The organism is Pseudomonas tructae, assembly GCF_004214895.1.
GTDB lineage: Bacteria > Pseudomonadota > Gammaproteobacteria > Pseudomonadales > Pseudomonadaceae > Aquipseudomonas > Aquipseudomonas tructae.
In genome coordinates, this window is the sequence record NZ_CP035952.1 from 3,294,301 (window position 1) to 3,306,833 (window position 12,533).

At 64.0% G+C, this 12,533-nt stretch carries 11 protein-coding genes; 4 read left to right on the forward strand and 7 right to left on the reverse strand.

Going from position 1 to position 12,533, the window contains the following annotated elements; translation table 11 throughout:
- Positions 1–66: 66 nt before the first annotated feature.
- The 7 genes from EXN22_RS14880 to EXN22_RS14910 form a co-directional block, all read right to left on the reverse strand.
- Positions 67–1,470: an amino acid permease gene (locus EXN22_RS14880; protein ID WP_130264775.1), complete on the reverse strand. Its 1,404-nt coding sequence runs from the start codon at positions 1,468–1,470 to the stop codon at positions 67–69.
- Positions 1,471–1,674: 204 nt separating this feature from the next.
- Positions 1,675–3,930: an ATP-binding protein gene (locus tag EXN22_RS14885; RefSeq protein ID WP_130264776.1), complete on the reverse strand. Its 2,256-nt coding sequence runs from the start codon at positions 3,928–3,930 to the stop codon at positions 1,675–1,677.
- Entirely contained in the window at positions 3,927–4,694 is a 768-nt protein-coding gene (locus EXN22_RS14890; protein WP_130266831.1) for a substrate-binding periplasmic protein, read from the reverse strand. The genes EXN22_RS14885 and EXN22_RS14890 overlap by 4 nt, the downstream gene beginning before the upstream one ends.
- A 4-nt stretch (positions 4,695–4,698) precedes the next feature.
- A complete protein-coding gene (locus tag EXN22_RS14895; protein ID WP_130264777.1) occupies positions 4,699–5,415 on the reverse strand; it encodes a response regulator in 717 nt (238 codons plus the stop codon).
- 72 nt (positions 5,416–5,487) lie between these two features.
- Positions 5,488–6,132, reverse strand: a complete 645-nt coding sequence (locus tag EXN22_RS14900) for a TetR family transcriptional regulator C-terminal domain-containing protein (protein ID WP_130264778.1) — start codon at positions 6,130–6,132, stop codon at positions 5,488–5,490.
- A gap of 124 nt (positions 6,133–6,256) precedes the next feature.
- Positions 6,257–7,033 carry a class II aldolase/adducin family protein gene (locus tag EXN22_RS14905; protein WP_130264779.1) on the reverse strand — a complete coding sequence of 259 codons (777 nt, stop codon included), beginning with the start codon at positions 7,031–7,033 and terminating at the stop codon, positions 6,257–6,259.
- Between the two features lie 42 nt (positions 7,034–7,075).
- On the reverse strand, positions 7,076–8,113 hold the full coding sequence (locus EXN22_RS14910) for an ABC transporter substrate-binding protein (protein WP_130264780.1): 1,038 nt from the start codon (positions 8,111–8,113) through the stop codon (positions 7,076–7,078).
- A 184-nt stretch (positions 8,114–8,297) separates the two neighbouring features.
- On the opposite strand from EXN22_RS14910, the gene EXN22_RS14915 reads away from it, so the two are divergent.
- From EXN22_RS14915 to EXN22_RS14930, 4 genes are all read left to right on the forward strand, one after another.
- Positions 8,298–10,247 (forward strand): oxidoreductase, encoded by a 1,950-nt coding sequence (locus tag EXN22_RS14915; protein WP_130264781.1) that lies wholly within the window; start codon positions 8,298–8,300, stop codon positions 10,245–10,247.
- Between the two features lie 46 nt (positions 10,248–10,293).
- Positions 10,294–10,896, forward strand: coding sequence for a helix-turn-helix domain-containing protein (locus tag EXN22_RS14920; protein ID WP_130264782.1), 603 nt, complete (start codon positions 10,294–10,296; stop codon positions 10,894–10,896).
- 24 nt (positions 10,897–10,920) lie between these two features.
- Complete coding sequence (locus EXN22_RS14925; protein WP_130264783.1) at positions 10,921–11,667, forward strand: enoyl-CoA hydratase; 747 nt, start codon at positions 10,921–10,923, stop codon at positions 11,665–11,667.
- Positions 11,668–11,802: 135 nt separating this feature from the next.
- Positions 11,803–12,480, forward strand: a complete 678-nt coding sequence (locus tag EXN22_RS14930; RefSeq protein ID WP_130264784.1) for a DUF3313 family protein — start codon at positions 11,803–11,805, stop codon at positions 12,478–12,480.
- Positions 12,481–12,533 lie beyond the last annotated feature (53 nt).

Sequence of the window (12,533 nt, forward strand, 5' to 3'; positions counted from 1 at the left end):
ATATCAAAGGCCACAACTGACAGAAATACCAGGTGGCAGTAGGAGCGGGCTTGCCCCGCGATAGGCCTACACCGACGGTGCCAACACCCCCTGCCGCTTGCGATTGATGATGAAGTACGCCGCGTAACACACGGCAATGAAACCAAAACCCCAGTACAACGACGGCCGCTGGGTCGCATCCATTGCCAAAAACACGAACAGCGAACTGCACAGGGTGATGCACAGCAGCGGCACCAGCGGGTACAGCGGCGCGCGGTACTTCAGCTCGCTGAGCTTGCCGCCCTCACGCAGGTAGGCGCGGCGGAACTTGTACTGGGCCAGGGCGATGACGATCCAGGTCACGGTGCCGGACATACCGCTCACCGCCATCAGCACCATGAACAAGGTGTCGGCAGCAACGAAGCTGGTCATCAGCGACACCAGGGCAAAGCACAGGGTGATGCTCAGGGCCCGCAGCGGCACCCCGCGTTTGCTCAACGGCGACAGGCTCTTGGGCGCCATACCGGTCTTGGACATGGCCCAGAGGATGCGCGTGGAGGCATACAGCCCGGAGTTGCCCACCGAGAGAATGGCGGTGAGGATGACGAAGTTCATCAGGTCCGCCGCGTAAGGAATGCCGACCATGTCGAACACCTGCACGAACGGGCTTTCCATCAGGCCGGCCTGCTGCCACGGCACGATCGCCGAGAGCACGACAATGGCCAGGACGTAGAAGATCAGCACGCGGAACACCACGTTGCGCACTGCCCGCGGGATGCTCTTGTGCGGCTGGTCGGTTTCGCCAGCGGCCACGCCCATGATCTCGCAGCCCTGAAAGGCATAGACCACGGTCATCATCACTGCGAACACCGCTGACAGGCCATTGGGGAACAGCGAGTCGCCGATCAGGTTGTTCATCATCGGCGCAGGCTCGCCGCTGGTCAGCGGGATCGCGCCGAAGATCACCAGCACGCCAACGATGATAAAGCCCAGGATCGCCGCCACCTTGATCCCCGAGAACCAGTACTCGGCTTCGCCAAAGGCGCGGGTGGCCAGGGCGTTGAGGCCGAACAGCACCACCACGAACAACGCCGACCAGTACCAGATCGGCACCTCGGGGAACCAGCGCACCATCAGCATGCCGGCAGCGGTGAACTCCAGGCCCACGGTGGTGGCCCAGCTCATCCAGTACACCCAGCCGATCATGAAACCCGTGGCCGGGCCGATGAATTTGGTGGCGTGCGCCTGGAACGAGCCGGACACCGGCATCTGCACCGACAGCTCGCCCAGGCAGACCATCACCAGGTACATGAGAAAACCCGCCACCAGGTAGGCCAGGATCGCCCCCACCGGGCCGCCCTGGTTGATGGTTACCCCCGAGCCCATGAACAGCCCGGTGCCGATCACCCCGCCCAACGACAGCATGAAGATATGCCGGCTTTTCAGCGCACGGGTCAGGTGGATGCCTTTACGGTCAGTAGAATCAATCATGGCAGCACCTCAACAGTGGTTGAAGCGCGGGAGGGACAGGCGATGGTGCAGGGACGGCTGAGCTTTACGGCAGTTCATTATTATTATCTCCAATAAGCTTCGAAGACCGCGTGCAGTGCGGTTGAAGTCGATTATTGGAAAGCGATGTAAGCTGGCGTTGTACGTAAAGATCGAAGATGTAAAAAGTCGTAAGGTTTTTGTACGTCAGCCCTGGATCAGCTGTTTCAGGGTGTCGCAGGCCAGGCGCATTTGCTCGGTCAAGGGCGCTTGCAGGGCATGCAAGGCCGCCTGGTTCTTGCTCAGCGCCGCCTCTTCCACCTCGCGCAGAACCGTCGCCAGGCCACGAAAGCCCAGGGAGTCACAGCTCCCCGCCAGGCGATGCGCCAGGTGGGCGACATCGGTGCAATCCTCGGCCTTGAGCGCCTCGGCCAAGGCGCCGCGCTGCTGTTCGATGGCGTCACGCAGCACCGCCAGCAAACCCTGGACTTTCTGTTCGCCGAGCAAGCTGCGATGGGTATCGAGCAACGCCCAGTCCATGCCCTGCCCGGCCACCACGGCCTCGACCCGCGGCACCTGCTGCGCCAATGCCTGGCGCAAGCTGTCGAGCTTGAGCGGCTTGGCCAGGATGCCCTGCATACCCGCCGCAAGGTAGCTGCGCACCAGCGCTGGCTGCACGCTGGCGGTCAGAGCCAGGACCCGACACTCGCGGTTTGGCCCCGGGGTTTGCCGAATGTGCCGGCACAGTTCGACACCGTTGATACCCGGCAGGTGCACATCGAGCAGGATCAAGTCGAAACGACGTTGCCCGCACAGGCCCATGGCCTGTTCACCGTCTTCGGCCAGCCACAACCGATGACCATCACGCGCCAGCAGGCCGCGGATCACTTCTCGGTTGAGCTCGACGTCTTCGACCACCAGGATCTCCAGGGCGCGGATGGCCGGGACCGGCGTCTGCTCGGCAGGGGTTGCCGTCGCCGTTTGCAGGCTCAGCTCGAACCAGAAGCAACTGCCCTGACCCTCGACGCTGTCAAGACCGATGCGCCCGCCGAGCAACTCCACCAGGTGCTTGCAGATCGCCAGGCCCAGGCCGGTGCCGCCGTAGCGGCGGGCCACGGCTTCGCTGGCCTGGACGAAACGCTCGAAAATCCGCCCTTGCACTGCCGGGGCGATGCCGATGCCGTTGTCGTGGACACTGATCCGCACGTGCTGGCGGCTCTGCTGCGGCTCCAGCACCTGGACCTCGACACTGACTTCACCGGCCTCGGTGAACTTGATGGCATTGGCCAGCAGGTTGCTGAGCACCTGGCGCAGGAACTGTTCGGCGCCGTGATGACGCGCGGCCAGGCGCGGATCGATACGGCACAGCAGCACGCTGTCGTTAGCCTGCGCCCGGGGCTCGAGCAGGGTCATGACCTCCTCGCACAACTGGCGCAGGGAGAAGTCCACGGCTTCGGGGTGGCTTTCGCCCTCCTCCAGGCGCGCAAAGTACAGCACCTCGTTGAGAATGCTCAGCAAGCCTTCGCCAGCTTTGTACAGGGCATCCAGGCGCTTGCTGTCGCGGGCATCGAGATTGGCCTCGCGCAGCAGCTCGGCCATGCCCAGAATGCCATTGAGCGGGGTGCGCAGCTCGTGGCTCATGGTTGCCAGAAAACGCGATTTGGCAAGGTTTGCCGCTTCGGCTTCATCCTTGGCGCGCATCAGGCTGGCGGTACGCCGCTCGACCTTGCTCTGCAACTCATCACGCTTGTCCTGCAAAGCCAGGCGGTCGATTTCGCGGCGGTCGATGTCACTGAGGATCGCTCGGCGCATGTCGTCCAGGGCGTGGGCCACGGTGTCGATTTCATCGTCGCGGGCCGAGCGGCGCTTATCCAGGCGCAGCGGCTCCTGCCAGTCGCCGGCCCCTACCCGGCGGGCGAATTCGGCCATCACCTGCAAGTGGCGGGTGACCAGCCGATAGAACAGCCCCGACAGCGCCACCGCCAGGCCGCAGAGAAACACGCTCATCCACAGCAGGCTGGTCAAACCGGTGGCGAACAGGCGCCGGTGCACCGCGCCCAGGTCGATGCTGACTTCCAGCTCGCCAAGATGGCGCAACGGCCCCGAAGGCGGTTGGTAGTCCAGGGCAAAGCGCTCGATGCGCAGCGGCCCCTGGGGTTGCGCCTCACCCTGCAGCAAGTCGAAATCGCTACTGCTCAGGCGCACCCGCGCCACATCGGAGAAGTCCACCAGGCCGCGCAACTGCACATTCAGCTGTTCCTGGTCGAGGTCCCAGAGGCTGCGCTCAAGGCTCGCCAGGTAGCCGGCGCGAACCAACGCCATACGTGCGTCGATGTCACGCATCTCGCGGCGGTACTCGAAATACAGCTGCACGGTGCTGGCCAGCACGGTAAAGCACAGGCTGAACAACAGAATGAACAGCAGCAGGCGCCGCAGCAGGCCACCGGGTTGCAGGCGAATCATCGGGCGTCTGCCGGCAGGCTGGCCATGTCCCGGTAGGTGACTTCGCTCTGCTCGAGCCAGCGCTGGATTTCACCGCTGTCGTGCATCCGCTGCAGTTGCCGGTCGATCTGCGCCATGTGCAGGCTCAGTGGCGAATGCCGCGACACGGCGACCCGCAGGTAGTCGACGCTGAGCGCCGTAGGCAAAGCCTGGATGGCCTCGGCGCCGGGCAGGTGCTCGACAAACAACTGGCCGGTGCGCCGTTCCTGGATGACAAAGTCGATGCGTCCGCGAATCAACTTGCCAAAATTCTGCTGGCTGGAAGACACCCACTCGATGTTCTGGTGGCGGGCCACGAAACGGTCGAAGTCGGCCCCGTAGCTTTCCCCGAACAACAGCCCGCCGCGGTAGCGCGCCAGGTCTTCCAGGCGCTCGAACTGCACCGGCCGCTGGCGGTTGTAGAACACCGCCACTTCCTCGCGCAGCACCGGCACCGTGGAAAAACGCATGGTCTGATCGCGCTGATCGCTGTTGTAGGCCAGCACCACATCGACCCGCCCTTGCGCGGCATCGAGCAGGCAGCGCTTCCAGTTGCCCAGCACGACGATCTCTACCTCATAGCCCAGGCGCGCGAACAGCTGGCGCACCACCGTCGGTGCCAGGCCGCGCACCTGCTTGCCGTCACTCCAGGAAATCGGCGGGTACACCGGGTAATCGCAATAGCGCACGCGCTCGGCCGCCTGGGCCCCCGGCAGCAATAACGCGAGCCAGAGCAGCCGCCACATCACGTCAGGCCGCCACGCTGGCAGTGAACAGGTAACCGGCGCCGTGAATGGTGATGATCAGCTGCGGCTCGGCCGGGTCGTCGTGCAGCTTGCGCCGCAGGCGGCCGACCAGCACGTCGATGGAGCGATCGTTTGGCACCCATTCGCGGTTGCGGATCTGGTCCATCAACTGGTCGCGGCTCAGGGTATGGCCGCTGTTGCGCAAAAACACACTGAGCAGCTGGAATTCGCCATGGGTCAGCAGGGTTTCAGCACCCTGTACATCGATCAGGCGTCGGCGGTCGGTATCCAGGGCCCAGCCGGCGAACTGCTTGAGCGGATGCTGGGCGGCGCTGGGCACTTTGCCGGCCTGGGCATGGCGCACGCGGCGCACCAGGTTCTTGGCCCGCGACACCAGCTCGCGCGGGTTCAGCGGTTTGATCACGTAGTCGTCGGCGCCGCATTCCAGGCCGACGATACGGTCGATGTCGTCGTTGCGCCCGGTGATGAGGATGATGCCGACTTCCGAGCGCACCCGCAGTTCGCGGGTCAGGGTCAGGCCGTCCTTGCCCGGCAGGCGGATATCGAGCATGACCAGGTCGACGGCCTGCTCGGCAAGAAAGTGTTCGCCCTGCTCCGCCGTGGCGGCGCAGTGCACCTCATAGCCTTCCTGGGACAGGTAGGCGTGCAGCAAGTCGCGAATGAGCGGATCGTCGTCGACGACCAGGACCCGAGGAGTCATGGCGTGTTGTCTCTTGTTATTAGTGTTGTGGTGAAACCCGCGACAGCAGCGTAACGATTACTGAACGATCGATCAACAGCCCTCGGTCAGGGTGAAGCGCCGCCGGCCGCCGGCCTCCAGGCCATCGACCCAGGCCTCGCAAATCTGAATGCCCTGCGCCGGGGTAAAGGTGCCGGGGTTGAGCCCCGACTCCAGCCACAAGCCATCGAGCAAGGCGCTGAGGCTGATGGCCGCAAGGTCGGCGTTGAAGCCCGGCCAGCCACCCTCCTCGGCCAGCGCGGCAAGCAGCCGGCGCAATTCGTTGCGGTATTCACCGTAGGAGTGATCGTGCACCTGGTTGATTGCCTCGGCGGTTTTTACCGCGCCCCAGAACGCCAGCCAGGCATCGAGCAACTGCGGGTCGAGCAGTTCGGCGCAGAAGGAGGCGCGAAAGAACGCCGACAGCCGTTCGCGGGCATTGGGTGCGGCCTGGGCCATGGCCTCGCGGATCAGGCCCATGACCCGGCCGGTGACCGCCAGGTAAGCCTCGGCGACCAGTTCGTCCTTGCCCGAATAGTGGTGGCTGATCAGCCCCACCGAAACCCCGGCTTCGGCGGAGATCTTGCGGATCGAGGCGCCCTGGAAACCGTGGCGCTTGAGGCACACCAGGGTCGCTTCGACCAGGTTGGCCTTGCGCAACTCCGGGACCATACGGCTGTAACGGGCTTCCTGGGACATGGGCTTTCTCGAACCGAATGAGTTGCTCAAAACCCTGTGGGAGCGGGCTTGCCCCGCGATGAGGCCAATGCACATCAGGCACTGCCTGAATCGCCGGGCAAGCCCGCTCCCACAGGGGGGGGTGTCAGTCACGATAGCCCGGCGCCACCCGCTCAAGCAATCGGAGCAAGGCCGACCAGGCCAGTTGCATGCCGTCCGGGTCGCTCAACTCACCGTCCTTCAAGGCCCGCGCCGGTTCGTTGAACTGGCGTTCGGTATGTGCACAGACCTCTTGCGATGGCAGCACCAGTTCACCGGCAGCCATCGCCGTGAGCTGGATCTCGCAAGCTTTCTCCAGGTAGTACATGCGCAGGAACGCCTCGCTGACACTGCGGCCCACACTGAGCAAACCATGGTTGCGCAGGATCAGCACCGCCTTGTCGCCCAGGTCGTGCACCAGGCGCTGCTGCTCGGCCAGATCCAGGGCGATACCCTCGTAGTCGTGGTAAGCGACCTTGCCATGAAACTCCATGGAGATCTGGTTGACCGGCAACAACCCGCATTTGAGCGCCGCTACCGCGCAACCGGCCTTGGTATGGGTGTGCAGCACGCACTGGGCGTCCTCGCGGGCGCCATGGATGGCACTGTGAATGACGAAGCCGGCCGGGTTGACCGGGTACTGCGAAGCCTCGACCGCGTTACCCTGCAAGTCGATCTTGACCAGGTTCGAGGCGCTGATTTCATCGAACATCAAGCCGTAGGGGTTGATCAGAAAGTGATGCTCGGGGCCGGGAATGCGCACCGAGATATGGGTGAAGATCAGGTCGGTCATGCGAAAGTGCGCGATCAATCGATAACAGGCGGCCAGTTCCTGGCGCAGGCGTTGTTCGACGGCAACAGTAGAAGGCGGGATCGAGTTCATTGTTGTAGTTCCCAGGTAATTAGGCTGGCCAGGCGGTTGGGGTTAGCGACTCGCCCAGGCGTTGAAGCGCTCTTCAAGTTCATCGCCGTGATCGACCCAGAACTCGACGTTCATCGACAAGGCGCCTTCAAGGTTCTGTTTCGAGGTCGGCACCCAGCTCGCCAGCTTCGGGTCAAGCGCGGCGGCGGCCTGGGTGTTGGTCGGCCCGTAAGGGATTTGCTCGACGTAGCGTACCTGGGTATCGGGCTGGTTGGCGAAGGCGATCAGGCGCTTGGCCTGGTCGACGTGCCGGGAACCCTTGATGATTGCCCAGTAATCCATGCCGTACAGGCTGCCCGGCCACACCAGGGCCAGCGGGCTGCCCTCCTGGGCGGCCACGGCGACCCGGCCGCTGTAGGTCGAGGTCATGACCACGTCACCGGCGCTCAGCCACTGCGCCGGTTGCGCACCCGCTTCCCACCACTGGATATAGGGCTTGAGCTCGCTGAGTTTGTTGAAAGCGCGATCAACCCCCTCGGGTGTGGCCAGGACCTTGTACACGTCCTCGACCTTGACCCCGTCGGCCATCAGCGCGAACTCCAGGTTGTACACCGCCCGCTTGCGCAGGCCGCGCTTGCCGGGGATTTTCTTCACGTCCCAGAAGTCCGCCCACGAGGTCGGCGCCTGGGCCAGCTTGTTGCGGTCGTAGGCGATCGCCACGCTCCACACCAGCACTGCCGATCCGCACGCCTGGGCAGCATCGGGGATCAACTGCTCGGCACGCCCGAGCTGGGCCCAGTCGAGGCGTTCGTACATGCCCTCGTCGCAGCCGCGCATCAGGTCCGGGCCCTCGATCTGCACCAGGTCCCAGTCGACGTTGCCGGTATCGACCATGACCTTGATCCGGGCCATTTCGCCGTTGTACTCGCTCTGGATCATCTTGCTGCCGTCCTGGGCACTGAAAGGCTTGAAGATCGCCGCATCCTGGGCTTTCTGGCCGGCGCCGCCATAGGCGACCACGACCATGTCCGGTGCTGCCTGGGCGCTGCCAATGCTCAGGGCGAGCAGCCAGGGATAGACGCTAAGCAGGTTCGATTTCATCAGTGCTTCCTCATGCCGGTACCACGTGAGGTGTGGCCCGTTTTCTTGTTGTGGTGAGGTGTGCCCCAGGACCTGGGGGTGATTGCACGCTAGTTAAAGGTCAGTAAAAAAACAAGTTGATTTTTTACTATCGGTACACTTTCATAGAAAAATAATAACAACACCCCCGCTGGAGCCTGACCCCATGTCGACCTTCGCGCACCTGTTCGAACCGCTGCAGATCCGTGGCAAACGCCTGAAGAACCGCATCATGTCCAGCGGTCACGACACTTCGATGCCCACCGACAACCTGGTCAACGAACGCCTGGTCGCCTACCACCGGGCCCGCGCCGAAGGCGGCGTCGGCCTGATCGTGCTGCAGGTGGCCGGGGTGCACGACAGCGCCCGCTACACCTCCCATGTGCTGATGGCCACCGACGACGCCTGCATCGCCGGCTACCGCCAACTGGCCGAGACCTGCCACGCCCACGGCACCCTGGTGCTGTCACAGGTCTTCCACCCGGGGCGGGAGATCATGGAATCCAGCGATGGCTTGCTGGCGGTGGCCTACTCGGCCTCGGCGGTGCCCAACGAGCGCTTTCGGGTGATGCCGCGCGCATTGGACCAGGCCATGATCGACGAGATCGTCGCCGGTTACGCCGCGGCTGCCCGGCGCCTGCACCAGGCCGGCATCGATGGTGTCGAAGTGGTTGCCAGCCACGGCTACCTGCCTGCGCAGTTCATCAACCCAAGGGTCAACCGGCGCACCGATGGCTACAACGGTGAACTTGAACAACGCCTGCGCTTTGTCCGCGAGGTGATTGGCGCAGTGCGTGCGGCAACGGCAGACGATTTCATCATCGGCCTGCGCATCAGCGCCGATGAACGCGATGCGCAGGGGCTGACCGAGGATGAGTCGCTGGCGGCGGTGAAGCTGCTCCAGGCCGAGCTGGACTACGTGCATATCGTCGCCGGTACGTCGGCGTCGCTGGGCGGTGCGGTGCATATCGTCCCACCGATGGCGATCGAGGCTGCGTACCTGGCCCGCGAGGCCGGGACTTTCAAGGCGCAACTGGACATCCCGCTGTTCGTCACCGGGCGCATCAACCAGCCCCAGGAAGCCGAACTGATCCTCGCCCGTGGCCAGGCCGATGTCTGCGGCATGACCCGCGCACTGATCTGCGACCCGCAGATGCCCAACAAGACCCGCAGCGATCAGCTTGAAGACGTGCGCGCCTGCATCGCCTGCAACCAGGCTTGCATCGGCCACTTTCACAAAGGCCTGCCGATCTCTTGCATTCAGCACCCGGAAACCGGCCGCGAGCTGCAATTCGGCACCCTGCAGCCAGCGCTCGCACGCAAACGGGTGATGATCGCCGGCGGCGGCCCGGCGGGCATGAAGGCTGCGGCAGTGGCCGCGGCACGTGGCCATGAGGTGACCCTGTATGAGGCCGGCTCGCAGCTCGGCGGCCAGGTGTTGCTGGCGCAACTGCTGCCACGGCGCGCCGAGTTCGGTGGCGCCAGCACCAACCTGCAGCGCGAGATGCACCTGGCCGGGGTCAAGGTCGTGCGCAATACCCGGGTGGACCGGGCCCTGGTCGAACGCGAACAACCGGACCTGGTGATCGTTGCTACCGGCGCCGAACCCTACTGGCCAGCCTTTGAACGCGGCGGCGAGTTGCAGGTGGTCGATGCCTGGCAAATCCTGCGTGGCGAGGCCAAGCCCGGGCGTTCGGTGCTGGTGGTCGACTGGCGCTGCGACTGGATCGGCCCGGGCATCGCCGAGCGCCTGGTACGTGAGGGCCACCAGGTGCAACTGGCGGTCAACGGCACTCACTGCGGCGAAAGCCTGCCGCTGTACGTGCGTGACCAGATGGCCGGCGAGCTGCACAAGCTGGGCATCCCGATCACCCCCTATGCGCGCCTGTACGGTTGCGACGACACCAGTGTGTACCTGCAGCACACCGCCAGCGGCGAGCCGATGATCTTCGAAAACATCGACACCCTGGTGCTGTGCCAGGGTCATCAGCCAGTCGATACGCTAGCGGCCGAGTTGCAGGGCCTGGTGCAGGTCAAACGCATTGGCGACTGCCTGGCGCCACGCACCGTCGAAGAGGCGGTCTACGACGGCTTGAAGGTCGCCTGGAGCTTGTGAGCCTGTTTATACTCCGGGGCTTTGACAGTGCGGTTCGGAGCACGCCATGAGCAACAGCAGCAAGACGCCGCCTGCGGCCGGCCAGGAAGGCGCCGCCGCCCATTTTCTCGGTACCCGCATCCGCGGCCTGCGCAAGCGTCGCGGCATGACCCTGGCCGAGCTTGCCGAACAGAGCGAACTCACCGCCGGCTACATCAGCCAGCTGGAGCGCAACCTCTCCTACCCATCGATCCCGGCGCTGTTCAACATTGCCCGCAGCCTGGGCGTGACCATCCAGTGGTTCTTCGCCAGCGAAGCCAGCACCGCGCCAGAAGACAATGGCTATGTGGTGCGCAAGAACAGCCGCCTGAGCGTGCACTACGAAGACGGCATCGTCGACCAGTTGCTGACCCCGCAACCCAACCGCCAGCTGGAGATTCTTCACTCGCGTTTTCCGCCGGGCACCTACAGCCAGCAAAGCTACAGCCACGATGGTGAAGAAGCCGGCTATTTGCTGTCCGGCAGTTTCGAGCTGTGGGTTGGCGAGCGCTATTTCCAGCTCAACGAAGGCGACAGTTTCAGCTTTTCCAGCCAGGAGCCGCACCGTTACGGCAACCCTGGCGCTGTGGATGCGGTAGTGATCTGGGTGATCACCCCGCCGACGTTCTGAAACCTACAACAACAAAGGCCAGCCATGAATCAGTTGATCACCCGCGACCTGCACCAGGGCCTGCTGACCCTGACCTTCAACCGCCCGGACAAGCTCAATGCGCTGAACACGGCGATGTATACGCAACTGGGCGAGCAACTGCTGGCGGCAGCTGAAGATGCCCAGGTCGAAGTCATTCTGTTGACCGGCGGCGCGCAGTGCTTTTGCGCCGGCAACGACCTCAAGGACTTTCTCGACCACCCGCCCCGCGACATGGACAGCCCGGTGTTTCGCCTGATGCGGGTGGTGATGGCCCTGGACAAGCCGTTGATTGCTGCAGTGGCGGGCCCCGCCATCGGTATCGGCACGACCCTGCTGCTGCATTGCGACCAGGTGCTGGTCAGCCGTTCGGCCAGGCTGCGCATGCCCTTCGTGCCCCTGGGCCTGTGCCCTGAATTCGGCTCCAGCCTGTTGCTGCCACGCGTGCTCGGGCACGCACGGGCAGCGCGGTTGTTGCTGTGCAATGAACTGCTCACAGGCGAGCAGGCCGTTGAATGGGGCCTGGCCAACGAACTGCATGAGGATGGCGAGCAGTGCCTGGCGGCGGCGCGCACGCTGGCCCAACGGCTGCAAGCCTTGCCCCAGGAGGCATTGCGGATCAGCAAGCGTTTGCTCAAGGATGCTCATCGGCAGGAGTTGGCCACGACGGTTGAGCGTGAAGGTTTGCTGTTTATCGAACGGCTGCATACACCTGAGGCAAAAGCGGCGTTGCGGGCGTTGGTCAAGGACTGACAATGCGACCTCATCGCGGGGCATGGACAGCGAGGTTTAATCGCCCGCAACTGGCAGCCGGGCCAAGAGCTGCTAGCGTTGTTCTGGCGATCATTCCCCTGCCCCGTGCGGTCATTGCCAAGGATACGAAAGTCGATGAAGCCTACCTTGCGCTCCACCCTGCTCTGCTCCGCCCTGGTCGTTCTGGCCGGTTGCTCCAGTAACCAGGTCGACCCCAGCCAGTACTCCGGATTCCTCAAGGACTACAGCCGCCTCAAGCCCGCCGAAAGTATCTCCGGGCAGCCGGTGATGCGCTGGATCGATCCGCAGGTGAAGGCTGGGCGCTTCACCCAGGTGTTCATCGAGCCCAGCCAGTTCTACCCCAAACCACAGCCCACCGCAGTGATCTCGGCCCAGGCTCTGGGGCAGATCAGCCAGTACTACACCAACGCGCTCAAACGTGAACTGGGCGCCGAATTGCCCCTGGCCCAGGGCCCGGGCCCCGGTGTGCTGGTGGTACGTCCGGCGATCACCGCAGTCTCGACCAAGACCGAAGGCCTCAAACCCTACGAGGTGATTCCCATCGCCCTGGTGGCCGCCGCCGTCAACACCGCCGCCGGCGGCCGCGACCAGGAAGTGGACATTGCCACCGAAGCGGCCTTCCTCGATGGCGGCAACAATAAGGTGGTGGCCCAGGTGGTACGCAAGGGCACGGGCGAGGCGCTGGAAAATGACACCTCCAAACTGGCCCTGGAAAACGTCAAGCCCGTGCTGGACGGTTGGGCCAGTGACCTGCGCAAAAGTTTTGCCAAGCTCAAAAGCGAGTCGCGCTAGGCACCAGGCACCGGGATCAGCATGCAACGCACAGCTGATCCCGGTGTGAGCTT

What these genes read in the sequence shown, in the direction of transcription:
- EXN22_RS14880 (WP_130264775.1), bottom strand. Translation starts at nt 1,470, where the DNA reads ATGATTGATTCTACTGACCGTAAAGGCATCCACCTGACCCGTGCGCTG.
- EXN22_RS14885 (WP_130264776.1), bottom strand. Translation starts at nt 3,930, where the DNA reads ATGATTCGCCTGCAACCCGGTGGCCTGCTGCGGCGCCTGCTGCTGTTC.
- EXN22_RS14890 (WP_130266831.1), bottom strand. Translation starts at nt 4,694, where the DNA reads ATGTGGCGGCTGCTCTGGCTCGCGTTATTGCTGCCGGGGGCCCAGGCG.
- EXN22_RS14895 (WP_130264777.1), bottom strand. Translation starts at nt 5,415, where the DNA reads ATGACTCCTCGGGTCCTGGTCGTCGACGACGATCCGCTCATTCGCGAC.
- EXN22_RS14900 (WP_130264778.1), bottom strand. Translation starts at nt 6,132, where the DNA reads ATGTCCCAGGAAGCCCGTTACAGCCGTATGGTCCCGGAGTTGCGCAAG.
- EXN22_RS14905 (WP_130264779.1), bottom strand. Translation starts at nt 7,033, where the DNA reads ATGAACTCGATCCCGCCTTCTACTGTTGCCGTCGAACAACGCCTGCGC.
- EXN22_RS14910 (WP_130264780.1), bottom strand. Translation starts at nt 8,113, where the DNA reads ATGAAATCGAACCTGCTTAGCGTCTATCCCTGGCTGCTCGCCCTGAGC.
- EXN22_RS14915 (WP_130264781.1), top strand. Translation starts at nt 8,298, where the DNA reads ATGTCGACCTTCGCGCACCTGTTCGAACCGCTGCAGATCCGTGGCAAA.
- EXN22_RS14920 (WP_130264782.1), top strand. Translation starts at nt 10,294, where the DNA reads ATGAGCAACAGCAGCAAGACGCCGCCTGCGGCCGGCCAGGAAGGCGCC.
- EXN22_RS14925 (WP_130264783.1), top strand. Translation starts at nt 10,921, where the DNA reads ATGAATCAGTTGATCACCCGCGACCTGCACCAGGGCCTGCTGACCCTG.
- EXN22_RS14930 (WP_130264784.1), top strand. Translation starts at nt 11,803, where the DNA reads ATGAAGCCTACCTTGCGCTCCACCCTGCTCTGCTCCGCCCTGGTCGTT.